The 23,375-nt window shown below is 43.4% G+C and carries 17 protein-coding genes; 8 read left to right on the top strand and 9 right to left on the bottom strand.

The window, feature by feature from the left end:
- Positions 1 to 141: 141 nt before the first annotated feature.
- A complete protein-coding gene (locus AB6C75_RS07705) occupies positions 142 to 1,608 on the top strand; it encodes a sensor domain-containing diguanylate cyclase (protein ID WP_017102829.1) in 1,467 nt (488 codons plus the stop codon).
- A gap of 43 nt (positions 1,609 to 1,651) precedes the next feature.
- On the opposite strand, the gene dusC is transcribed toward AB6C75_RS07705, so the two are convergent.
- Together dusC and AB6C75_RS07695 are read right to left on the bottom strand one after the other, a co-directional pair.
- Positions 1,652 to 2,608, bottom strand: coding sequence for a tRNA dihydrouridine(16) synthase DusC (gene dusC / locus AB6C75_RS07700; protein ID WP_017099046.1), 957 nt, complete (start codon positions 2,606 to 2,608; stop codon positions 1,652 to 1,654).
- Positions 2,609 to 2,678: 70 nt separating this feature from the next.
- Positions 2,679 to 3,221 carry a prepilin-type N-terminal cleavage/methylation domain-containing protein gene (locus AB6C75_RS07695; protein WP_009848626.1) on the bottom strand — a complete coding sequence of 181 codons (543 nt, stop codon included), beginning with the start codon at positions 3,219 to 3,221 and terminating at the stop codon, positions 2,679 to 2,681.
- A gap of 218 nt (positions 3,222 to 3,439) precedes the next feature.
- Here AB6C75_RS07695 and AB6C75_RS07690 point away from each other — a divergent pair, with 218 nt between their 5' ends.
- Positions 3,440 to 4,060 (top strand): SEC-C metal-binding domain-containing protein, encoded by a 621-nt coding sequence (locus tag AB6C75_RS07690; RefSeq protein WP_012603553.1) that lies wholly within the window; start codon positions 3,440 to 3,442, stop codon positions 4,058 to 4,060.
- Positions 4,061 to 4,133: 73 nt separating this feature from the next.
- On the opposite strand, the gene dsbB is transcribed toward AB6C75_RS07690, so the two are convergent.
- Complete coding sequence (gene dsbB / locus AB6C75_RS07685; RefSeq protein ID WP_009848624.1) at positions 4,134 to 4,658, bottom strand: disulfide bond formation protein DsbB; 525 nt, start codon at positions 4,656 to 4,658, stop codon at positions 4,134 to 4,136.
- 131 nt (positions 4,659 to 4,789) lie between these two features.
- A complete protein-coding gene (nhaB, locus tag AB6C75_RS07680; RefSeq protein ID WP_009848623.1) occupies positions 4,790 to 6,382 on the bottom strand; it encodes a Na(+)/H(+) antiporter NhaB in 1,593 nt (530 codons plus the stop codon).
- Between the two features lie 641 nt (positions 6,383 to 7,023).
- On the opposite strand from nhaB, the gene fadR reads away from it, so the two are divergent.
- Complete coding sequence (fadR, locus tag AB6C75_RS07675) at positions 7,024 to 7,863, top strand: fatty acid metabolism transcriptional regulator FadR (RefSeq protein ID WP_009848622.1); 840 nt, start codon at positions 7,024 to 7,026, stop codon at positions 7,861 to 7,863.
- A gap of 142 nt (positions 7,864 to 8,005) precedes the next feature.
- Here the strand turns inward: fadR and AB6C75_RS07670 are convergent, their stop codons facing one another.
- The gene (locus AB6C75_RS07670; protein ID WP_372107504.1) at positions 8,006 to 8,485 is read right to left on the bottom strand and encodes a DUF1456 family protein; all 480 of its coding nucleotides are present in this window, start codon (positions 8,483 to 8,485) and stop codon (positions 8,006 to 8,008) included.
- A gap of 221 nt (positions 8,486 to 8,706) precedes the next feature.
- A complete protein-coding gene (gene metG / locus AB6C75_RS07665) occupies positions 8,707 to 10,767 on the bottom strand; it encodes a methionine--tRNA ligase (protein ID WP_372107503.1) in 2,061 nt (686 codons plus the stop codon).
- A gap of 158 nt (positions 10,768 to 10,925) precedes the next feature.
- Between metG and apbC the strand changes: the two genes are divergently transcribed.
- The 3 genes from apbC (at position 10,926) to AB6C75_RS07650 (ending at position 15,169) form a co-directional block, all read left to right on the top strand.
- Positions 10,926 to 12,002, top strand: coding sequence for an iron-sulfur cluster carrier protein ApbC (gene apbC / locus AB6C75_RS07660; RefSeq protein ID WP_102248944.1), 1,077 nt, complete (start codon positions 10,926 to 10,928; stop codon positions 12,000 to 12,002).
- Positions 12,003 to 12,258: 256 nt separating this feature from the next.
- The gene (gene udk, locus AB6C75_RS07655) at positions 12,259 to 12,900 is read left to right on the top strand and encodes a uridine kinase (protein WP_004734002.1); all 642 of its coding nucleotides are present in this window, start codon (positions 12,259 to 12,261) and stop codon (positions 12,898 to 12,900) included.
- Between the two features lie 106 nt (positions 12,901 to 13,006).
- Positions 13,007 to 15,169 (top strand): AsmA family protein, encoded by a 2,163-nt coding sequence (locus AB6C75_RS07650; RefSeq protein WP_372107502.1) that lies wholly within the window; start codon positions 13,007 to 13,009, stop codon positions 15,167 to 15,169.
- 239 nt (positions 15,170 to 15,408) lie between these two features.
- Here the strand turns inward: AB6C75_RS07650 and cobO are convergent, their stop codons facing one another.
- Positions 15,409 to 16,014, bottom strand: a complete 606-nt coding sequence (cobO, locus tag AB6C75_RS07645; RefSeq protein ID WP_029224060.1) for a cob(I)yrinic acid a,c-diamide adenosyltransferase — start codon at positions 16,012 to 16,014, stop codon at positions 15,409 to 15,411.
- 84 nt (positions 16,015 to 16,098) lie between these two features.
- Here cobO and AB6C75_RS07640 point away from each other — a divergent pair, with 84 nt between their 5' ends.
- Positions 16,099 to 16,548: a low molecular weight protein-tyrosine-phosphatase gene (locus tag AB6C75_RS07640; protein WP_017099041.1), complete on the top strand. Its 450-nt coding sequence runs from the start codon at positions 16,099 to 16,101 to the stop codon at positions 16,546 to 16,548.
- A gap of 110 nt (positions 16,549 to 16,658) precedes the next feature.
- Here AB6C75_RS07640 and AB6C75_RS07635 read toward each other — a convergent pair whose 3' ends face one another.
- The gene (locus AB6C75_RS07635) at positions 16,659 to 18,206 is read right to left on the bottom strand and encodes a SulP family inorganic anion transporter (protein WP_372107501.1); all 1,548 of its coding nucleotides are present in this window, start codon (positions 18,204 to 18,206) and stop codon (positions 16,659 to 16,661) included.
- A 260-nt stretch (positions 18,207 to 18,466) separates the two neighbouring features.
- Positions 18,467 to 21,601, bottom strand: a complete 3,135-nt coding sequence (gene rne / locus AB6C75_RS07630) for a ribonuclease E (RefSeq protein WP_372107500.1) — start codon at positions 21,599 to 21,601, stop codon at positions 18,467 to 18,469.
- A gap of 618 nt (positions 21,602 to 22,219) precedes the next feature.
- Here rne and rluC point away from each other — a divergent pair.
- A complete protein-coding gene (gene rluC, locus AB6C75_RS07625) occupies positions 22,220 to 23,164 on the top strand; it encodes a 23S rRNA pseudouridine(955/2504/2580) synthase RluC (protein WP_017099038.1) in 945 nt (314 codons plus the stop codon).
- Positions 23,165 to 23,375 lie beyond the last annotated feature (211 nt).

Here is a 23,375-nt window from a genome sequence, read left to right as displayed (position 1 = left end):
TTATTCATTTTTAAGTAGTTATTTACCCGATAGGTGCATCGTTAATACCAACTTACATTATTTTACATCGAGAGGGCTGTCGATTAATGTCATAATATTAATGGAACTAATGAAAATAACTGAGCGCTAAGAGCACATTCTATGAAAGTAAATAGGCACTTTAGCCTTACCTTTGTCTTCGGCTTTCCCGCTGTGATCGCGACCATGTTACTTGGGCTGATAGGAAAAAATTATTTTGATGCGGTTGAAAAAGACATCAGCAGTGAGTTTCAGCGTATTGAAGAAGTGTTTAAACGAACGACCAAAATTGTTACCGCTCTAGATTACAGCTTCTCTAATTACTACAAATCAGGAAACCCTCTTTTCCTTGATCACAATAAGCAAGTGGTTGATGGTCTTTGCCGAATTTGGCCCATTGACGTATTACTTCTTGCTGACGGAAAAACCGCAGATATCCCCTCTGTCGATATCGACTATATGTTGGTTGGTCAAGAACCCCTTTGTAATGAAACCAGTGATAGCTATAAAAGTGCGTCAGAAAAAATTGCTCTAGCGCCAATTCTTTCATTTTTGTCCCAGCTTGATGAATATCACAACGGCGTACACTTTATTGATACTCGTGGGTATGTGATCTCTTCGCCAGAAGACTTTGCTAAAGAGCTAGGGAAAGAACTACTTTCGACCATAAAAAGCCGCCCGTATTGGCAAAGAACCGCCAACAATCCAGAACAATTGACTTTAACGGGTCCTGCGTATCGATTTGACTCTCTTGACCGTATGATAAGCATGACGATTCCGGTGTTTCATAAGGGGATACATCAAGGAATGCTTTCTGTTGAGATTGACGCCAGTAAATTGCTTGCGAGTTCGAATGAGCACTTAGCCGGTAGAATCGATATTATTGATACCACCTTGGTTAATCCGGTTGATAGCGCTACTTTCTATCGCGCGATACAACTGGAAGGAGTCACCTCTCATCACGCGATGTACTACGAATTAGATTTTGCCAAAGAGGTGGAGCACTTTTTTGTCTACGAGAAAGACAGTCTGATTGTCGCTATCATCGTATATCTATTCTCTGTAACGCTCTTTTTCTTCGTTAACTCCAATATTGAACGTGGTTACTTCAAAGAGCTAGCAGCTAAAGATCCGATGACCGGGCTGCTAAATCGCAGAGGATTGGAAGCTTTTTGGCGCAGTGTGGAGCATGACCAGTTATTCGCCTTGACTGTATTTGACATTGATAATTTCAAGTTGATTAATGATACCTTTGGGCATGACAAAGGGGATGATGTTATTCGCTACATGTCCCGCCAGATAAGTAATAGCATTCGAAGTAGTGATGTAGCAGCAAGGTTTGGTGGTGAAGAGTTTGTCGTTTATCTTAAAGGTGATGATCGTGAAACGTTAATGAGGACATTAGAGCGTGTTAAAAATGCTGTCTGTGCGAACTCAGCTAACATTGTACCTAATGGTTTTACTGTCTCTGGTGGTGTTTGTATTACTGAAGCTGAGCATAATAACCTAAGCTTTGAAGAGATATTCAAACACGCGGATGAAAAGTTGTACGTGGCTAAGACGACAGGTAAAGACCGCATCGTATTTTAACCACGCTATTGAACTTCTATGTTAGAGAAGAAGGGGAACTAACTCACACAGTTTGGCGATGTTCCTCTTGATAACGCTGAAGGCGCTCCACAATAGGTGGCGCTTTCTTGAAAGTGCGAATTTCTTTAAATAGTTCGTTCGCTTCAGGGTAGCCTTTACTTAGATAAACAAACCACTGCTTCACTCTATTGGGGTAGTACATGCCTTTGTCCCCTTTTATTTGAAACTCTGAATAGCGTAGCAAAAGTTCGATGACTTTATTCCACGGCATTTTTGGGTGGTTGTGCTTAACGACGTTGCCAAGATTTGGAATGTTGAAAGCGCCACGACAGACCATCAATGAATCGACGCCAGTGGCTTCTATGCAATCTTGACCATCTTGATAGTTCCAGATTTCCCCATTAGCAATCAAAGGTAGAGACGTTTTTTCTCTTATTTGATTGATGTAATCCCATTTAATTTCGCTGGCTTTATAGCCGCCAACTTTGGTTCTTGCATGCACAGTGAGTTCGTCTGCCTTTGCTTGTTCGATAGCGTCGACAATTTCAAAGCACTCTTCCGGGTGCTCCCAACCCAATCGAATTTTTGCAGATACGGGAATGTGTGCTGGCACCGCATCTCGACAAGACTTCACCACTTGATAGATGAGTTCTGGTTCTTTTAGCAGTGACGCACCGCCATTACTTTTGTTTACCGCTTTTGCAGGGCAACCAAAATTAAGATCAATGCCTTTAGCGCCTAAACTAGCAGCTTGAAAAGCATTCTCGGCCATCCAATTTGGGTGTTGTCCTAGAAGCTGGAGATGGATTGGAACACCAGCCATGGTTTGAGAGCCTTGATGCAATTCAGGGCAAATACGGTGAAAAACATGCGGAGGAAGAAGTTGATCAACTACGCGCACAAATTCCGTCACACAGAGATCGTAATCATTGATCTCTGTGAGAATTTCACGCATTAGATGGTCTAAAACGCCCTCCATAGGGCCAAGTATTACTCGCATTTGCTTTACCGAAACTGAATGGATCGAAAATTAAGACGCGTGATTGTACGGGCAAGTTAAAAGCTTGTCACTATGAGCTAGGTGAATCTGACGTAACAGTTATTTCACCGGTTAGAGGGAAGTAGTTGAGCCTTGGTAAATCTTCGCCTAGCGAGTAACCATCAGTGTAGTAGTAATAGCAGCTTGGATCTGATGTATACCAAGCAACGATCGGTTCTTCTGAAGGGAATACTGAGCTACCGTGATCTCTAACGGTGAGGTCAGTATTCATGAGCGCCCGCCAAAGCCTTGCGCAGTCACTCCCTCTAATTGCAGTCCCCGAATTAATCGGTAGTTGATCAACAGCGATTGGAAAACCAGTCGATGAAGGATAAACGCTGCCTTCACCATAATCGACATCTTGATTAAAATCAGGCTCTCCATCAACAAGCCACTGTGAGTGGTAAAGGTTAACAGCAGTTCGAAAAGAAGAAAAAGCACCTTGAGCTATAGCTTCATGGCTATCGCGTTGGTAATTTAGAAAGCGAGGAGCTGCGGTAACGGCAAGTATGCCTAAAATAACGACGACAGAGACTAGCTCTATCAAAGTAAAACCATTTTGGTGTTGTTTCATAATGTATTCTATATGTAACTAAATATTTCAATGACTCTTTTACACTTCAAACTTAAATTTTCAAAATGAAATAAGTTTAGTTTGCTGAATTGAACTAAAGATAATGTTTGCGTGGCTACTGGTAGGTGTAATTAATCATAGAGCTATACGAATAATTACTAATTGTTAGCCTTGTGGGTATAATGGAGACAACAGAATTGACCGACTAGTGAAGTAATATGAAGTATCAATTATTGAGTCTTCCTGACTCAATTAACGACGTAACAGCCCAGTTTGTAGAAGGTGCTATATTTGCATCTAACCTTGCAACTAAACCTCTTGATCCAGAGGCTTGGTTACCTATAGCTATTCCTGAAACTGGTCAGGACTTCGTTCCTCAAGTCACCGAGCAAATTAATCGCCAACATAACCTCATTCAGCGAAGTGAATATTTGCTTACAGAAGTGCTTGATGCAGATAATTTTGCTGAACAGCTAGCCGATTTTTCTGAAGGTTTTATGATGGTCTGGCCGACGATTGAAGAACAGTGGCAGGAAACGTCAATCGCAGATGGCACATTACGCATGCTACAAGCAATGTTAACAACATTCATGCTGGCGATTGATGAAGAACAGACAATCGAGCAAATGAAAGCAGCTGGATTAGAAACCCCGCCAACTTTGAATGATCTAGTCGGGCAAGTCGATTTGATGGTGACAGAAGTTGCGCTAGCAGCGGATGAAGCGATGCTCGGAAATAAATCTCAAAGTGTGAATCCGTTTAAGGGCATCGGCCGAAATGATGTTTGCCCGTGTGAAAGTGGTAAAAAGTTTAAACAGTGCTGTGGTAAAAAATCTTAATTGCATTGTTAATAGATAATAAAAAGTCGACGTAATGTCGACTTTTTCGTTTCTTAACATGATGTGCTAATTGTTAGTCATTCTTCGATTTAACGAATTGAGAAATCACTACAAAACCGAAAGCAACCAAGTTACCCGCGAAGATAATCACTAGCCATTGAGGCATTGAAAGTTCTAAGAACTGCCATACAACCTTGCTGCAGTCGCCGTAGGCCTCAAACATCCACGGAGCCCATTGGTTTAGAGGTGCCCAGCTAGGGAAGGTCACGAACAGGTCACAGGTAGCGAAAGGAGATGGGTTAAACTGGTAGTCAACGTGCTCTAAAGCAAGCATCAACCCTTTATACGCACCTAACCCCCAACCAAGTAGACCTAGCCAACGTGAAATCGGATTATGCGGGGCAATAGCACCAATCATTGCTGCGATGCCGATAGCGAGCATAGCAACGCGCTCGTAGATACACATTACGCAAGGGCCAAGCATCATCACGTGCTGAAAGAAAAGAGCACATGCTTCAAAAAAGACAATAAAAGCCAGCAGTAAAAGCCAAGATAAACGTCCCTTAGAGAAGTCTTTGAGCATTGCAAAAAAGTTCACGAATTTAATCCTGTCAATAAAATAAAAAAGCCCTGATTACTCAGAGCTTTTTATCTTGGATAAGTTTCCTAATCAACTAATATTTTTGATTAGTTAGATGCACCTATTGTGTTTAGCGATAGAAATCCGGGTTAGTGGCCACCGGAGATAACTGGAGCTACCACTTCACCCGTACGGTGAATGATCCAACCTGCATCATAGAACCATGCTGTCATCGGTTCTACGAAGAACACAATACCGGCAAGGCCAACAAGTGCTAATACGAGAGTATATGGCAAAGCCATGATGACCATGCGGCCGTAAGACAGTCGAATTAACGGAGCAAGTGCTGACGTTAATAGGAATAGGAATGCAGCTTGGCCGTTTGGCGTAGCAACAGAAGGTAGGTTGGTACCTGTGTTGATAGCAACAGCAAGCAGATCAAATTGGTCGCGAGTGATGACGCCTTCAACCAGAGCTGTTTTAACTTCGTTGATGTAAACCGTACCGACGAATACGTTGTCAGAAACCATCGACAAGATACCGTTGGCTACGTAGAAGAGTGCGAGCTGTGCGCCTTTATCTTCAACGTGAAGTACAGCATCGATTACTGGCTTAAATAGAGCCTGGTCGATGATTACAGCAACAACCGCAAAAAAGACGGCAAGAAGTGCGGTAAATGGCAGTGCTTCTTCAAAAGCTTTACCCATCGAGTGCTCTTCAATTACACCTGTAAACGCTGTAGCTAAGATGATCACTGAAAGGCCAATCAAACCGACTTCAGCGACGTGAAGCGCAAGGCCAACAATAAGCCAAACTGCGATTGCACTCTGAACCCATAGTTTAGCTACATCTTGTTTTGTACGGTTTGCGCGTTCTTTGTTGTCAAATTCAACTAAGATTTGGCGAACGTTATTTGGCAGCTCTGCACCGTAGCCAAACACTTTGAATTTCTCGACAAGTGCACAAGTTAAAATACCACAGAAGAAAACAGGCAGTGTAACTGGCAGCATGCGGATAATAAATTCACCGAACTCCCAACCCGCTTGCTTAGCAATTACTAAGTTTTGTGGTTCACCTACCATGGTCATTACACCACCCAGAGCAGTACCAACACCGGCGTGCATAAGTAGTGAACGTAGGAATGCGCGGTAGTTTTCTAGGTCATCACGAGTTAGCTCAGAGATCTCTTCATCATGAGTATGATCGTGCGCAGACGTTGTGCCCTTGCCTGATGCAACCTTGTGGTAGATAGAGTAGAAGCCCACTGCAACGCTAATGACTACGGCGATTACTGTCAGCGCATCTAGGAAGGCAGACAAGAATGCTGCGGCGACACAGAAAGCGACAGAGAGTAGAATTTTGGATTGGATACCGAGCAGGATCTTCGTAAAAATGAACAGAAGTAGTTCTTTCATGAAGTAGATGCCAGCAACCATGAATACTAGTAAGAGTAATACTGGTAGGTTTGCTTGTAGCTCATGATAAACCATTTCTGGTTTAGTCATGCCAATGGCGACGGCTTGAATTGCCAATAAGCCACCGGGTTGGAGAGGGTAGCACTTTAGAGCCATAGCTAGAGTGAAAATAAACTCAACCACTAATAGCCAGCCCGCAACAAATGGGTCAACTAGGAAAAAAACAAACGGGTTGATGATTAAAAAGGAAATGATGGCAAGTTTATACCAATCAGGAGCTTTACCAAGGAAGTTTTTGATAAAAGCGTTTCCGAGAGACATCGGCATGTTAATACTCTTTTATGTTGATTATGAATAGACAAGCAATACAACATTTTGAGAATCGAGCTGTAGGTTTAGTTAAAACCTATAACTAACAGTGACTTAGAAAAACTACATTCCATGTAATGTTCTGTGGTCTTGCCAAGTCACTCCCTTAGAAACTCAAGCACTGCTTATTTTTGAGCGCAACTCTACTCTTAGATAACATTTAGTCAACAGGAAAACCCCTGTAGCACTAAAAATACCTCTTTTTTGTTGAGAAACGCGATCAAAGTAGCGCAAGCATATCACTTAAAATGTGATAAAAACCGACTAGAATCAATATTTCAGCGAAATGATTAAAATTTACAGAATAACGACGGCTTATATATGATTATTACAACTTAATATTGCAAATTAATAGATTTAAAAATATGACCAATCTCATTGATTTTAAAAAGAATTTGTTGTGTTAATGGTTTGTTTAAATGATGATTTGTAGTCGCTTGCTATCCAAACCTTGAGTGCAAACGTGTGCTGAACTTTAGAGTTTTAACTCTACTTGGGTTTTGAGTGCGTAAAATTTTTTGGGGGTATTTCCGCAGGGTGTTAACTAGTGGTATGATGAGTAAATTAGAACAAAATAATTAAATTGGATTGAAGTGTAGATGGTCATTAAGGCAAAGAGCCCGGCAGGATTTGCAGAAAAGTATATCATTGAAAGTATTTGGAATGGCCGTTTCGCTCCAGGTTCTATCTTGCCCGCAGAGCGTGAGCTTTCTGAGCTGATTGGTGTTACACGTACTACGCTTCGTGAAGTACTTCAGCGTCTTGCTCGTGATGGTTGGTTGACAATCCAACACGGTAAGCCAACTAAAGTTAATCAGTTTATGGAAACGTCAGGTCTTCATATCCTTGATACATTAATGACGTTGGACGTTGATAACGCAAGTAAAATGGTAGAAGACCTGCTTGCTGCTCGTACTAATATCAGCCCTATCTTTATGCGTTATGCATTCAAAGCAAATAAAGAGGCTTCAGAGCGTACGATTACTAACGTAATTGAATCTTGTGAATCTTTACTTGCGGCACCTACTTGGGATGAATTCTTAGAATCGTCGCCATATGCTGACAAGATCAAACAATCGGTGAAAGAAGACGTAGAAAAAGATGAAGCGAAGCGTCAAACGATCTTAATTGCTAAAACTTTTAACTTCTACGATTACATGCTTTTCCAACGTTTAGCATTCCATTCAGGTAACCAAATTTATGGCCTGATCTTTAATGGTGTTCGAAAATTGTACGACCGTGTTGGTAGCTACTACTTCTCTAACCCAGAAGCTCGTCGTTTAGCCATGGAGTTCTACAAAAACTTGTTTGTTATTTGTGAAAGCGGTGAGCGTGAGAATTTGCCACTTGTGATTCGTAACTACGGTATCGCAAGCGCACAGATTTGGAACGAGATGAAGACAACGTTACCGACAAACTTTACTGAAGACGACAGCTAAGTCTTTTCATTAAACTACTGTTCGGTTGTTTTACTTATTGAGTAAACGACGTAAAGAAAACGAAAAAGCGGCGAGATAATCAAATTATCTCGCCGCTTTTTATTTATTGATAGTTGGTGAGAACGTATCAATAGGCAGTAACTTACCCTGCAAACTCTTCTGAGTCTGGACGGTTAGTAAATTGCACGCCATTTAGAAAATCGCAAAGTAGTTGGTCTTCACATACTTTGTAGTTCTTGTTCTCTGGCTTACGGAAGTAGGCACCAATCTCGTACTTACTTAGGCTGATGCCTACCATTTCTAATATATCTAATACATCTTCTGCTTTCATGTTCAACGCAATACGCAGCTTCATGAAAATCATGTTGTTAGTCAGAGCTACTTCAGGTTTAGGTTGAACACCTTCTTTTTTGCCACGCTTAAGATTGATAAAACCATTTAGGAATACCGCTAACTCTTTATCTTTCATCTTAGAGCATGACTTGTCGTTGTCGTCTTTTAGCCAATTAATCACTTGGTCATGAGCAACGGTCACATCAGCTTGCTCGATAGCTTTAATGATCTGTGCATTTTTAAGGTTTAGCGCGTGTTGAATACGACGCAAGATTTCGTTGTTAGTCACTGGGGATTCCTAAAAAGGGTTTGAAGAGTAAAGAGGTGTTGGTTAGCCCGTTATTGTCGGCAAACAAATTTCTACTCTACATAGCATAGTTGACGGCGACTCTAACAGAGAACGCTTATTTTCGGTAGATATAAAAAATCCCCAATGCTTATCAACTCATTCAAGTTAAAAGTGCATTAGGGATTTCGCTATGAGTGCTTGTTATCTGACTGAAGCCAGAGCTACATTACACGCATGCCAGGTTGAGCACCTTCGTGTGGTTCAAGGATCCACAAGTCACTGCCACCAGGACCAGCAGCTAGGATCATGCCTTCAGACATACCAAACTTCATCTTACGAGGTTTAAGGTTTGCTACCATGACAGTTAGTTTGCCTTCTAACTCTTCAGGTTTGTACGCTGACTTGATACCAGAGAATACTTGGCGAGTTTCACCACCGATGTCCAGTTGGAACTTCAGTAGCTTGTTCGCTTTTGGTACTTCTTCACATGAGATAATACGAGCAATACGCATATCGACTGCTGCAAAGGCATCGAATTCAATCTCGTCTGCGATTGGCTCTTTGTCTAGCTCAGTTTGGCTTGCTTGCTCTTTTTCAGCTTCTGCTTTTTCTTTTGCTGCTGCTTCAGCGACTGCATCTTCTTTAGAAGACTCGATCATTGCTTCCACTTTCTTCGGATCAATACGGCTAAACAGCGCTTTGAACTTAGTGATTTCGTGATCAGTTAGCGGTGTAGCAATCGCTTCCCACGTTAGCTCTTCGTTTAGGAAAGCCTCAGTGCGCGCCGCAAGCTCTGGCATAACGGGTTTCAGGTAAGCCATTAGCACGCGGAATAGGTTAATACCGACAGAAGAAACCTCTTGAAGCTCTTTCTCTTTGCCTTCTTCTTTCGCAAGAACCCAAGGTGCTTTTTCGTCAATGTACTGGTTAGCTTTATCTGCTAGTGCAGTAATTTCACGGATAGCGCGGCTGAACTCACGAGTTTCGTATAGCTGACCGATACGCTCAGCAGCAGCAACGAATTCGTTGTATAGCTCAGGTTCTGCAAATTCAGCAGCAAGTTTGCCTTCAAAACGTTTCGTGATGAAGCCAGCGTTACGAGACGCTAGGTTAACAATCTTGTTTACGACGTCAGCGTTTACACGTTGAGTGAAGTCTTCAAGGTTAAGGTCAAGGTCATCAATACGGCTGTTTAGTTTCGCAGCGTAGTAGTAGCGTAGACACTCAGGGTCTAGGTGGTTTAAGTAAGTGCTTGCTTTGATGAATGTGCCTTTCGACTTAGACATCTTCGCACCGTTCACCGTTACGTAGCCGTGTACGAATACGTTGTTTGGCTTGCGGAAACCAGCGCCTTCTAGCATTGCAGGCCAGAATAGGCTGTGGAAGTAAACGATGTCTTTACCGATGAAGTGGTAAAGCTCAGTTGTGCTGTCTTTCTTCCAGTATTCGTCAAAGTTTAGATCGTCACGCTTGTCACATAGGTTCTTGAAAGAAGCCATGTAGCCAACAGGAGCGTCTAGCCAAACGTAGAAAAATTTGTTTTTCTCGCCTGGGATTTCGAAACCGAAGTAAGGTGCATCACGTGAGATATCCCACTGTTGCAGGCCAGACTCGAACCATTCCTGCATTTTGTTTGCAGTTTCATTCTGTAGAGAGCCAGAACGAGTCCACTCTTTTAGCATGCTTTCGAACTGAGGCAGGTCGAAGAAGAAGTGCTCAGAATCTTTCATTACTGGAGTTGCGCCAGAAACCGCTGATTTAGGGCTAATTAGCTCAGTTGGGCTGTATGTCTCACCACAGTTATCACAGTTATCACCATACTGGTCTTCTGACTTACACTTAGGGCAAGTACCTTTTACGAAGCGGTCTGGTAGGAACATTTCTTTCTCAGGATCGAAAAGCTGAGAAATAGTGCGGCTAGAAATGAAGCCGTTCTTTTTAAGTTCGAGATAGATGTGAGAAGCCAGTTCACGGTTCTCTTCGCTATGTGTGCTGTGGTAGTTATCAAAGCTGATATCAAAGCCAGCGAAGTCTTTTTGGTGCTCTTCACTAACAGCAGCGATCATCTCTTCTGGCGTGATACCCATCTGTTGAGCTTTAAGCATAATTGGCGTGCCGTGAGCATCGTCAGCACAGATGAAGTTTACAGTGTTGCCACGTAGACGCTGGTATCGAACCCAGATATCAGCTTGGATATGCTCAAGCATATGACCAAGGTGAATAGAGCCGTTAGCGTACGGAAGCGCACAAGTTACCAAAAGTTGTCTTGGATCAGTTGCCATACTTAATAATTCGCTTTTTTGATAGGTATAAATTTTGAGAGGTAATACTACTTTATAACGTGTGATACGCCAAGTTATCAGACAAAGGATTCCCCTAGTTTTTTAGGGGTTCAGTCTTCATCTCGTGGGTGATAGCATAAATAAAAAAAGGAGCCCCAATGCGTAACTTTACTTCTAAGCAAGATTTCTGTTCATGGCTGAATGAGTTCGAGTCACCAATTCTCATCCCAGAGTGGGCGCTACACCAAAATATTGTATCGGTTGATCCGCGTGGATCATTCATTATTACTTTACCCTTTGCTGCTAATCAGCTCGCAATTGAACTGGAACAGTGGATCCACTCCCAGATTGAACAGCAACTTGTTAGTGCTTTTCAGTTTGAAGTACAAGTGAAGCCGTCTGCGCTAGAAACAACAGTCGCGACACCTTTGAAGGGCGTTAAGAACATTATCGCCGTGACGTCGGCAAAGGGTGGGGTGGGTAAATCGACTACTTCTGTAAACCTTGCGCTTGCGTTATCTAAGTCAGGTTCAAAAGTGGGCTTGTTGGATGCGGATATCTACGGTCCATCTGTGCCTATGATGCTTGGTCAGCTAGACGCAAAACCAGAAGTACAGAATAACAAATGGATGATGCCAATCGAAGCGCACGGCATTTTTACGCATTCTATCGGTTACCTTGTATCAAAAGATGATGCAGCTATCTGGCGTGGTCCAATGGCGGCGAAAGCATTAGGTCAGCTTGTTAACGAAACCGTATGGCCAGAGTTGGATTACCTTGTTATCGACATGCCACCGGGCACGGGTGATATTCAGTTAACGCTTTCGCAGCAGATCCCAGTGACGGGCGCGGTTGTGGTGACCACCCCTCAAGATTTGGCATTAGCCGATGCGCGTAAAGGTGTGGCGATGTTTGATAAAGTGAGCGTGCCAGTGGCAGGCTTAGTGGAAAACATGAGCTACCATATCTGTAGCCACTGTGGCGAGAAAGAGCATATCTTTGGCGCTGGTGGCGCGGAAGCCATGTCAGAAGAGTTTTACCTCGATATCTTAGCGCAAATCCCGCTGCACATTGATGTACGTGAAGATATTGATGCAGGTTGCCCAACCGTTATACGTCGTCCAGATAGTGAACACACGCGTCATTACTTAGAGCTTGCTGAGAATGTGGCTGCGAAGATGTTCTGGACGGGAAAAGCGAGACCAGAGGCGATTAACTTCTCGATGGTTGAATAGCAATGGCTGATCACAAAGGTGTGTAAATCATGTTTGGGTGAGATAAACAACGGTTGGATTAAGTGGATAGCCATAGGGCTTGTGCACATAGTTGTATTTAAGTTATTTGAAAGCAAACGATTGTTTTAAGTAAATGTATTGAGATCATCAATTTGACTGCAATTAGCTAACATCGCGACTAGAATCTATATGCTTTAGCCCCTATAATCAGGCGGTTTATCTCTTCCCACCACCAAACCATATCGGGTGCAAATTAATGTCTGATAATAATCAATGTGTCATCGTAGGTATCGCTGGCGCTTCAGCTTCAGGAAAAAGCCTGATCGCGAGTACGATTTATAATGAGCTGCGCGAAAAAGTAGGCGACCATCAAATTGGTGTTATCACGGAAGATTGCTATTACAGCGACCAAAGTCACTTGAGTATGGAAGAGCGAGTTAAAACTAACTACGACCACCCAAATGCACTAGATCATGACCTTTTATGCGAACATCTACAGCAGCTAATGAGTGGCAATGCCGTGGAAGTTCCTGAATACAGCTACACAGAGCACACACGCACTTCTGAAACGACTACACTTACTCCTAAGAAAGTGATCATTTTAGAAGGTATTCTGCTTCTGACAGACCCGCGTCTTCGTAAACTAATGCACGCAAGCGTATTTATGGATACACCGTTGGACATCTGTCTACTACGTCGTGTTAAGCGTGATGTAGAAGAGCGTGGTCGAACAATGGATACGGTACTTAAACAATACCAAGAAACAGTACGCCCAATGTTCATGCAGTTTATCGAGCCTTCAAAACAACATGCAGACATCATCGTTCCTCGTGGTGGTAAAAACCGTATTGCGATTGATGTGCTAAAAGCGCATATTGCGAAGTTGTTGAAGTCTTAATCGAATAAAATTTTGCCTAAGTGACTCACTTAGCTTTATTTTTTACCGAATCAGTGGCACTTTTATAGTGCCACTTTCTTTTGGAATCTAAGCAAGGAATATGCGGATGAAGAAACTACTCATTTTCATAGCTGTACCAGTGTTTGTTGTCGTTGCAGCAATTCTGGCACTAGTGCTGTTAGTGAATCCCAACCAATTTAAGCCATTAATTGTCGAACAAGCCCAAAAACACACAGGCCTAGAGCTCGTGATCGAGGGTGATATCAGTTGGCAATTCTTCCCATCTATTGGCTTCGAACTTGGTCAAACTGAATTACGTAACCCTGAAGGGTTCACTCAACCAAACCTGTTTAAGGTTGATACGGTTGGCGTTGATGTTTCGGTTACTCCGCTATTTAGCAATCAACTAGAGATCGGCAATATCACTCTAGATGGTGCAGAATTTTATTTAGAAACGCTTAAAGATGGTCGCAAGAACATCGATGCGCTCACACAAGTGTCTGCTCCTAAGGAGTCTGAACCTGCAGCGGATACAAGTTCTGAAGCAACACCGGCGCCTCAAGAGCAAACTTCTACAGACACATCTGGCTGGACGATCAATCTTGCAGGTGTAACTGTCTCAAACGCATTGTTTGAGATGGACGACAAGCAAGCAGGTTCATTCACTAAGCTATACGATGTGTCTTTGAGTCTTTCTGAGTTTGCCGTTGATACATGGACGACCGCGACGTTTGCGGCTTCTGGTGAAAACAACCAACAGAAGTTCTCTGCAAATGGCAGTGCTGAATTCAAATTAGCGGAAGGCTTTGCAAGCTACGCATTACGAAATATTGACCTTAATGCGAAGTTCAATGATCCAGCAACGTCGATCGAGTCAGCGAAGATTGGCTTAAATACGTTTGAGTTCGATAAGGTTAACCAATTGACTTATGCGGTGATTGGTAATGCTGCTGGTCTTGACCTTGATCTTAAAGGTGGCGGTGACTTAACTGTCGATAGCGCGATCTCAAAAGTTACACTAAACAAGTTAACATTAGACTCAACATTCAAAGGTGAAACGCTTCCTCAATCACCAATGAAAGTGGATATGCTGTCTGACTTAAGCTTTGATCTAACTAAGAGTCACTTGAGCTTTGTGCTAGAGAAGCTGCAAGCTAACGCTATCGCACTAGACGGTAAAGCGGACATCACTTTATCTGAAATACCAAAGGTTCGTTTTTCTCTTCATAGCCCGAACATCGATTTAGATGAGTTTTTAGGCCTAGGTAATACATCAGAAACAGCGAGTGCTGCGCCTTCTGATTCTGCTGGTGGCTCAACTTCAAATACTACAGCTTCTTCGACGTCAAGTTCAGATAACTCGGCTCCTGCGAAAGAAGTAGAACCTGATCTGTCAGCTCTGAAAACGCTCGATGTGAAAGGTAATATCACAATCGATAAGTTCAAGGCGAACAACGCAAAAATGCAGAACGTGAAAACTGCGTTCTTAGTTAACCGTGGTATCGCAGATCTGACATCGTTTACCTCGAATCTTTACCAAGGCTCTATCTCGGCAACAGCACGATTAGATGCACGCAAGACGCCTGCGACTTACACGGCTAAGAAAAAGATTAAAGGCGTAAAAGTACAACCGTTACTGGTTGACGTAGCGAACAACGATACGCTGGAAGGTACCGGTAATATCGATGTTAACGTTAAAGGTAAGAGCTTGACGCCAACAGGAATCAAGAAGAACTTGGTAGGTACTATTGCGATTAACTTTGAAGATGGTGCGGTTAATGGCATCAACATCGCGCAACTGATTAGAGAAAACTACGCTAAGATCAAAGGCGAAAAAGTCGAAAGCAAAGATGAGTCTCAAAAGACAGATTTTAGTGCAATGAAAGCAACACTCAAGGTTGATAAAGGTTGGGTTTCAACGAACGACTTATCGGCACAGTCGCCTCTTTTACGCGTGACAGGTCAAGGTAAAGCAAACTTCATCAATGAAACGGTCGACTTCCTGGTTCGCACGTCAATTGTTGGTTCGCTTGAAGGCCAGGGTGGTAAGAGCATTGATGATCTCAAAGATGTGACGATTCCAATTAAGGTAACCGGCCAGTGGGCTGACCCGAAATTTGGGATTGTTTTTGATGATGTGTTGAAACAGAAAGCTGAAAAAGAGATTGATCGCGGTATTAATAAACTTGAAAAAAAATACGGTGACAAGATCAAAGATGAGAAAACTAGAGATGCAGTCAATGGTTTACTCAAAGGCTTGTTTAACTAATCGCCATTTTAAATAAATAGCATATAAATAGCGCCATTCCTTATTACGAGGAATGGCGCTTTTGTTTGGGCGCTGATTATTCTCCGGGTTTAGTAAGCAAAAAGATTCCCTATTGCACTCGTCCCTCGTTTTAGGGAATGACGATCGGTGCTAGTCCTTTATTTAGGGGAGTAACACTGAAGAGTCGTCATCCTCGAGAGGGAAGAATGACCGAGTCGGGGATCTCTAGTTGAATGCAATTACCAGTCAACGCCTTGCAGAGCTTTTACACCGGATTCGAAAGCGTGTTTAACGTTACGAACTTCAGACACGGTATCGGCCATGTCCGTTAAAGTACGATGCGCTCCACGGCCTGTGATGATCACTGATTGCATTTTAGGACGGTTATTCAGAGCTTCTACCACTTCATCCAATTCAATGTAGCCATAGCTCACCATGTACGTCAGCTCATCAAACAGAATTACATCAATCGACTCATCAGCTAGCATGCGTTGGCACTCTTTCCATACGCGCTGTGCGGCTTCAATATCTTTCGCCTTATTTTGAGTTTCCCAAGTAAAGCCTGTACCCATCACTTGGAACTCTACATCGAGTTTTTGAAGAACGTTCTTTTCACCGTTATCCCAGGTTCCCTTTACAAACTGAGCAACGGCACATTTCTTACCGTGACCGACTGCACGTGTAATCGTACCGAAACCTGATGTCGATTTCCCTTTCCCGTTGCCAGTAATAACCAATAACAGTCCTTTCACTTCTTGCGCTGCTGCAACACGTGCATCGACTTGCTCTTTTACTTTCTGTTGTCTTGCTTTGTGGCGTTGTTCTTTGTTGTCTTCGGTCGACATAACAAATCCTTTTAAGTTGTGATTACGCCTATCATAGCCTAACTTAACGATAGCAAAAACCATCGGAAGAACAGGTGATTACGGATGAAAAAGATACTCGTGGTTTGTATGGGGAATATTTGTCGTTCGCCAACAGGTGAAGCGGTGCTGAGAAAGAAAGCTCAGCAGATGGATATTAATGTAACGGTCGACTCCGCTGGGACGATTGGCTTTCATCAAGGCAATGCGCCAGACTCACGTTCAAAATCAGCAGGAGAGAAGCGAGGCTACAGCTTTAAAGGGATTACTTCTCGTAAAGTGGTAGATAATGACTTCGAAGAGTTTGACCTGATACTTGCGGCAGACAAGGCGAATTTAGATGACTTAGTGAGCCAGTGTCCAGTTCACCTCCAATACAAGCTCGCGTTATTTTTGAGTTTTGGAGAGTCACAATATCAAGAAATTCCCGATCCTTATTATGGTGAGGGGAATGGCTTTGAATTAGTGTTGGATTTAATCGAAGAGTCGAGCGAAGCGATACTGCGTTCAATATAGTGTAGAGGCTGTGTTCTTGGTGGGCGATAAAGTATCAAGGTTCATCGATATAAAAAAGGCCGACATTGAATGTCGGCCTTTCTAAATCTAGCTTTAAGCTATGACTAAGCTTACTTAGACATTACTTTGTAGATTGGGTCTTCTGCAACGTTCGCTTCAACTAAGCTACCGGCTTTGTGCAGCATAGCAACACAGTCTTGGCTTAGGTGGCGAAGGTGAAGTGTTTTACCTAGTGCCGCGTAACGGTCAGCAATCGTGTCGATCGCTTCAATAGCAGAGTGGTCAGTAACGCGTGAGTTTGCGAAATCAACGATAACATCTTGTGGATCGTTGTGTGAGTCAAACAACTCAAGGAAGTTAGCGGTTGAACCAAAGAAGATTGGACCGTTAACTTTGTACTCTTTAGAGCCTTCAGCGTTAACCGATGTGTCTGCGTAGATGTGCTTAGCATGTTGCCATGCAAACATTAGTGCAGAAGCAACAACACCCACACCAACTGCTACCGCAAGGTCTGTTAGTACTGTAACTACAGTTACAAGGACGATAACGAAGAAGTCTTGCTTAGGAACGCGACGTGCCAACTTGAAGGTTGCCCATTCAAACGTACCGATAACAACCATGAACATAACGCCCACAAGTGCTGCTAGAGGAATCATTTCAATCAGTGCAGAGCCGAACAGGATGAACATCAGTAGTGCAACTGCCGCTACGATACCTGAAAGACGACCACGACCACCTGAGTTTACGTTGATCATCGATTGACCGATCATCGCACAACCACCCATCGCGCCAAATACTGAACACGTCACGTTCGCCATACCTTGACCAACACATTCGCGGTTAGATTGGCCACGAGTGTTTGTCATTTCGTCTAGTACGGTTAGCGTTAGTAGTGATTCGATTAGACCAATCGCTGCAAGAATCACTGCGTAAGGCAGGATGATCTGTAGTGTCTCTAAAGAAAACGGAACAGCAGGAATAGAGAATGTTGGTAGAGAGCCCGCTAGTGTTGCTGCTTCGTCACCAGACATAGTACGTAGGAAATCAACAACAGTGCGAGTTTCAAGATCAAGGCCTACAACCAAAGCTGTTACTGTAACAATAGCTACCAATGAAGAAGGTACTGCTGTAGTGAGCTTAGGTAAGAAGTGGATGATAGCCATAGTCAGTGCTACAAGACCTAACATCAGTGTCATTTGACCGCTTGGTAACCAAGTTAGCGCACCTGTTACGTCTGGTGCTTTAAATTGTCCAAGCTGAGCAAGGAAGATAACAATAGCCAAACCGTTCACGAAACCAATCATTACTGGGTGCGGAACGATACGGATGAATTTACCTAGCTTAAATACACCCGCTGCAATTTGCAGAAGGCCGGCTAGCATAACTGCCGCAAAGAGGTATTGAACGCCATGGGTTGCTACTAGGCTAACCATTACAACAGCCATTGCGCCAGTTGCACCAGAAATCATACCTGGACGACCGCCGAAGACAGAAGTGATTAAACCTACGATGAATGCTGCGTAAAGACCAACCATTGGGTCAACGCCTGCAACAAAGGCGAATGCTACGGCTTCAGGTACCAGAGCTAAGGCTACGGTAAGACCTGAAAGCACATCATTTTTTACAGAGTGCTTTGAAAATTGTGGGAATTCGAACATGTTTGCTCAGCTATGCTTAAAATGGGTTTACCGACACGAATGTATTGCGTAGCCAAACAGTGATGAAAAAGAGCGGCAATAGCTAAGTGTCGAAAATATAAGTGCGCGAATGCTACCCAAAAATGTGATTAAGTTCAAGGTTGAACCCTATTTTGAGTAATATATCTATTATAACTAATCGGAACTGTGGATATAAAAAAAGGGCGACTTATGAATAAGTCGCCCTTAGATGTTCTCTGCAGATTACTCTGCGAAGCTCATTAGTATTGAGGTTTAGTCATGCCTGCGCCGGCTTTATTTGACGCTGCTTGGCTACCTGCACCTTTCGATACAAAACGCTCAGTACGGAATGGAGCCGCAACAACTTGAATCTCTTTGATCTCTTGAGGACCAGGAGCTTTAGTCATTGGTGAACCTGCTTGTTTTTTAGCAACAGCTGCCTTTGGTGCCGCTTTAGGAGCTTCTGCTTTTACCACAGGAGCTTCTTCTACTTTTACACTTTCAGCTTTAGGTGCTTCAGCTTCAACAACTGGTGTTGCTTCTACTTGCACAGCTTCTGCTACAACAGGCGATTCAACTTTCTCAGTTTCAGCAATCACTGGAGTTTCAACTTTCTCAGTTTCAACTACCGCAGGAGCTTCAGTTACCTGAGTTTCAACGACAGTTTCAGCTTCTTCACGGCGGATAATGACTTTACCCATCGCAAGTTCAGGACATGCAAAGCCGCCAGCCATAGCTGTGTTACTTTGTGGTGCCGTCTCTTGAGCTACGTTTTGCTCTTGTACAGCAACTTGAGTTTCAACTGCTACTTGAACTTCAGCCACTTCAGGTTTTGCCTGATTATGGTGAGGTTTTGGAATGAAGCGAGGCATCACTTTACCCATAGCCATCTCTGGAGAAGCTACACCACCTTTACGTAGGCGGAATGGGTTAGGACGACGATCACGACCGCGACGACGACGTTGACCACTTGCACGTAGGTGGCGTGGAGAACGACGGTTGCGACGTTGCTTCGGCTCTTCCTGTTCTGTTTGTTCATCAGCGTTTGCTTGAGTTGCTTCTACTTGTTCCGCAACTTTTTGCTCTTGAGCTACTGATTGTTCTTTCGCAATAGACTGTTCTTTAGCAACAGCAGACTCATTTGACGAGTTTTCTGCAGCTTCAGCTTGTTGGTCTTTAATACGAACTTGTTTGTTCAGTTTACGACGCTGACGACGCTCTTTAATCTTAGCTGCTTTCGCTTCTGGCTTAGCCTTAGGCGCTTCTAGTTTATCAGCTTGAGCTTCTGCCGCTAGCTGTAGACCTTCTTCTGCTAATTTAGATGGTGCTAGCTCTTCGCGTTGCTTCTGCTCATCACGTGGCTTATTGCGACGGTCTTGCTTAGGCTTACGAGGCTGGCGATTTTGCTGTGGAGCAGTTTCTTTCTGCTCTTCAGGTTTCTCATCACGAACTGGTTTACGACGGCGTTTGTTGTCACGGTTTTCGTTACGATTGTCACCACGCTCACCACGCTCACCACGTTGTTCACCACGGTCACCACGTTGGTTACGACGACGGTTATCGTTACGATCACGGCGTTGACGGTTGCCGTTGTTGCGATTGTTCTTAGGTTTCTCTTCTTGCTTCTCTTCTTCTTTTTTCTCTTCTTGAGTTGAAGAGCCAAATAAGAAGCTACCGATAGCTTTGAAGAAACGACCAACTAAACCTGGTTCTTGAGTCGCTGCTGATTCAGCTTTTTTCTCTTCTACAGCTTTAGGAGCTGGAGCAGGAGTCGGTGCTGATTGAGCAGGAGCTGCGAAGCCTTTAAGAGCTGGCTCTTCGATCTTCTTAGGACGAATAGTCTGTTCTGCAGGCTCTTTGCTTTCTGCTTCTTTTAGAGCTTCTAGCTTGGTAGGCAGCAAGTAAGACAGTAGGTCGAACTCTTCACCTTCACGAACACGGATAACCTCAAAGTGCGGTGTTTCCATATCAGAGTTAGGAACTACAGTGATCTTAACTTCTTGGTTCTTCTCGATGTGGTTTACTGAGCGACGTTTTTCGTTCAATAGGTAAGAAGCGATAGGAACAGGGACTACAGCAAGAACTTGCGCAGTGTTGTCTTTTAGAGCTTCTTCTTCGATCAGACGTAGAACAGATAGTGCTAGAGATTCGTTATCACGAACAACACCAGTACCTGTACAACGAGGACAAATGTGGTGGCTTGCTTCTGCTAGTGATGGACTCAAACGTTGACGAGACATCTCTAGAAGACCAAAGCGAGAAATACGACCAATCTGAACACGTGCGCGATCTAAACGAACGGCATCACGTAGACGACTTTCTACTTCGCGTTGGTGGCGAACCGGAGTCATATCGATAAAGTCGATAACAACAAGACCACCTAGGTCACGTAGACGTAATTGACGTGCAATTTCATCGGCTGCTTCTAGGTTAGTGTTAAGTGCTGTTTCTTCGATATCGCCGCCCTTTGTTGCACGAGCAGAGTTGATATCGATAGAAGTCAGAGCTTCTGTTGGGTCGATTACGATAGAACCACCAGATGGAAGACGAACTTCACGTTGGAAAGCAGATTCGATCTGGCTTTCAATCTGGTAATGGCTGAATAGTGGTACTTCACCATCGTATTTCTTAACGCGATTCATGAAATCTGGGCGTATTAATTGAATGTGCGCTTGTGCACGTTCAAAAATAGTATTGCTGTCGATTAGAATCTCGCCAATATCACGACGTAGATAGTCACGAATCGCACGAACGATAACGTTACTTTCTTGGTGAATAAGGAAAGGAGCTGCATTTGAATCAGAAGCTTGCTTGATAGCGCCCCAGTGATTCAATAGAACGTTCAAGTCCCACTCTAGCTCTTCTGCACTTTTGCCTACACCCGCTGTACGCACGATTAAGCCCATACCTTGAGGAAGCTCAAGAGTGCTTAATGCTGCTTTCAGTTGAGTGCGTTCATCACCTTCGATACGACGAGAAATACCGCCAGCGCGAGGGTTATTTGGCATAAGAACTAAGTAACTACCCGCCAAAGAGATGAAAGTTGTCAGTGCAGCGCCTTTGCTACCACGTTCTTCTTTCTCAACTTGTACGATTACTTCTTGTCCTTCTCTTAGCACTTCTTTAATGCTAGGACGGCCTTGGTATGTATAACCTTCAGGGAAGTATTCGCGGGCAATTTCTTTAAGAGGGAGGAAACCGTGACGTTCTGCGCCGTAATCAACAAATGCCGCTTCTAGGCTTGGTTCAATACGGGTAATACGTCCTTTGTAGATATTCGCTTTCTTTGATTCGTGACCTGGACTTTCGATATCTAGATCGAACAGTCGCTGGCCATCAACCAAAGCGACACGCAACTCTTCTTTTTGAGTTGCGTTAATTAACATTCTTTTCATTTAGAAATTCTCATTGTCTTTTCTTATTTTCATCATTGGTCTTATCGCTTTAGTTCGTTTCTCATGGTGCCAGATCCCATGGCTTTATCGGTGCAGCCTCCCGGCTGGAGAGGGATGCTCTGGGGCACGTCAGTCATCATAGGGAGTTAGCCTATGATCCGCGATGTGGCGGTGAATACTCAACATGAGTGTACGTGAGTAGAGCGATAAGGAACTCAGTTGACCGTGTCTTACGCCGATTGCAGCACTGTCTAATCTGAGTCATCTACTCATTTACTTGCTTATGAATGGTTAGCTGTTTAAATATTAGTCAATCCATTGATAGCAGCTGTGAACTATAGCAGTGGTCGGTAAACACAGCAATCTGCTTTGTCGTAATGCGGTAAAAAAAACAGTTTTTGTTTGGGTTTTGATAGCTCTAACTCACTGTCTATAAATAATTTATCAATTGATATTTTAATTTGCAGGAAGCTTGGTGCTTTTTTGTTCGAAGAATCAAAGAAATATAGAACTTCAATGACCTTTTAAGGATAGAGTCGCAGGGATTTTAGATAAATAAGTTCAGAATAGGGTTAAGAAAATCTCAATTATCAAAAGTGACAGTGATACAATAACCCAATGAGCGAAATTAGAACCCAAGTCCAATTTGTCGACATTGACGAAGATATGGCTGGTCAGCGTATTGATAACTTCTTACGCAACCAATTAAAAAACATCCCGAAAAGCATGATTTACCGAATCGTGCGTAAAGGCGAAGTCCGCGTTAACAAGAAACGTATTAAGGCTGAGTACAAACTAAAAGCTGGCGACTTAGTACGTATCCCTCCCGTTACTATTGAAGAGAAAACGGAAGAGAACGTACCGAGCACGAAACTCAATAAGGTTTCGGAATTGGAACAGTGCATCATCTATGAAGATGATCACATGCTGATTCTCAATAAACCATCAGGTACTGCGGTTCATGGTGGCAGCGGCTTGAAGTTTGGCGCGATTGAAGCATTGCGTGCTCTTCGCCCTGATGCTCGTTTTCTTGAGTTAGTGCACCGTATTGATAGAGATACGTCTGGCATTTTGCTTGTTGCTAAGAAGCGCTCGGCGCTAAGACACCTTCAAGCACAGTTCCGTGAAAAAACGGTTCAAAAATACTATTTCGCTTTAGTGATGGGCGAATGGAAGAACAGCTGTAAAGTCGTCAACGCACCTTTGTTAAAAAATGAAGTGAATAGCATTGTTCGAGTGAACCCGAATGGTAAAGCTTCTGAAACCCGCTTTAAGGTTTTAGAGAAATTCCAAGAGGCGACGTTGATTCAAGCTAGCCCAATTACAGGCCGTACACACCAAATCCGTGTGCACGCTCAGTATACTGGTCATCCAATAGCTTGGGATGATCGTTACGGTGATCGTCGTTTCGATGCTTATACGGGTAAAGTAGGACTGAATCGTCTGTTCTTACATGCAGCCAACATCAAGTTTACCCACCCAGGTAGCGAAGAGAAGATGGATATCTCGGCGCCAATGGAAAGAAGGTTAGAGAAAGCCTTAACTGGTTTACGTAAGCTTTAAGAAGATACGAGATTTTTCGTGAATTGAGTATCAGATGCATCAAATGGAAAAGGTTGACGAATATCGTCAACCTTTTTTTGTTTTCATATGTTGCAGAAGCTCCCCAACTCGCTCGTTCCTCGCTCTTGAGGATGACGACTTTTTAAGGTCACGTTCTATATCATTAGCGGATTAGATAAAATTGCGCGTTCCGTCATTCCCTAGACTGACG

Source organism: Vibrio sp. 10N.237.312.B06 (genome assembly GCF_041464685.1).
GTDB classification, from domain to species: Bacteria; Pseudomonadota; Gammaproteobacteria; order Enterobacterales; family Vibrionaceae; genus Vibrio; species Vibrio tasmaniensis_A.
This window is presented reverse-complemented; position numbering and strand designations above follow the sequence as displayed.

Bases quoted from the DNA above. Each gene is read 5' to 3' on its own strand.
- AB6C75_RS07705 (WP_017102829.1), top strand. From the start codon at position 142: ATGAAAGTAAATAGGCACTTTAGCCTTACCTTTGTCTTCGGCTTTCCC.
- cobO (WP_029224060.1), bottom strand. From the start codon at position 16,014: ATGTCGACCGAAGACAACAAAGAACAACGCCACAAAGCAAGACAACAG.
- AB6C75_RS07695 (WP_009848626.1), bottom strand. From the start codon at position 3,221: ATGAAACAACACCAAAATGGTTTTACTTTGATAGAGCTAGTCTCTGTC.
- udk (WP_004734002.1), top strand. From the start codon at position 12,259: ATGTCTGATAATAATCAATGTGTCATCGTAGGTATCGCTGGCGCTTCA.
- dusC (WP_017099046.1), bottom strand. From the start codon at position 2,608: ATGCGAGTAATACTTGGCCCTATGGAGGGCGTTTTAGACCATCTAATG.
- fadR (WP_009848622.1), top strand. From the start codon at position 7,024: ATGGTCATTAAGGCAAAGAGCCCGGCAGGATTTGCAGAAAAGTATATC.
- apbC (WP_102248944.1), top strand. From the start codon at position 10,926: ATGCGTAACTTTACTTCTAAGCAAGATTTCTGTTCATGGCTGAATGAG.
- nhaB (WP_009848623.1), bottom strand. From the start codon at position 6,382: ATGCCGATGTCTCTCGGAAACGCTTTTATCAAAAACTTCCTTGGTAAA.
- metG (WP_372107503.1), bottom strand. From the start codon at position 10,767: ATGGCAACTGATCCAAGACAACTTTTGGTAACTTGTGCGCTTCCGTAC.
- rluC (WP_017099038.1), top strand. From the start codon at position 22,220: ATGAGCGAAATTAGAACCCAAGTCCAATTTGTCGACATTGACGAAGAT.
- AB6C75_RS07635 (WP_372107501.1), bottom strand. From the start codon at position 18,206: ATGTTCGAATTCCCACAATTTTCAAAGCACTCTGTAAAAAATGATGTG.
- rne (WP_372107500.1), bottom strand. From the start codon at position 21,601: ATGAAAAGAATGTTAATTAACGCAACTCAAAAAGAAGAGTTGCGTGTC.
- AB6C75_RS07690 (WP_012603553.1), top strand. From the start codon at position 3,440: ATGAAGTATCAATTATTGAGTCTTCCTGACTCAATTAACGACGTAACA.
- AB6C75_RS07640 (WP_017099041.1), top strand. From the start codon at position 16,099: ATGAAAAAGATACTCGTGGTTTGTATGGGGAATATTTGTCGTTCGCCA.
- AB6C75_RS07650 (WP_372107502.1), top strand. From the start codon at position 13,007: ATGAAGAAACTACTCATTTTCATAGCTGTACCAGTGTTTGTTGTCGTT.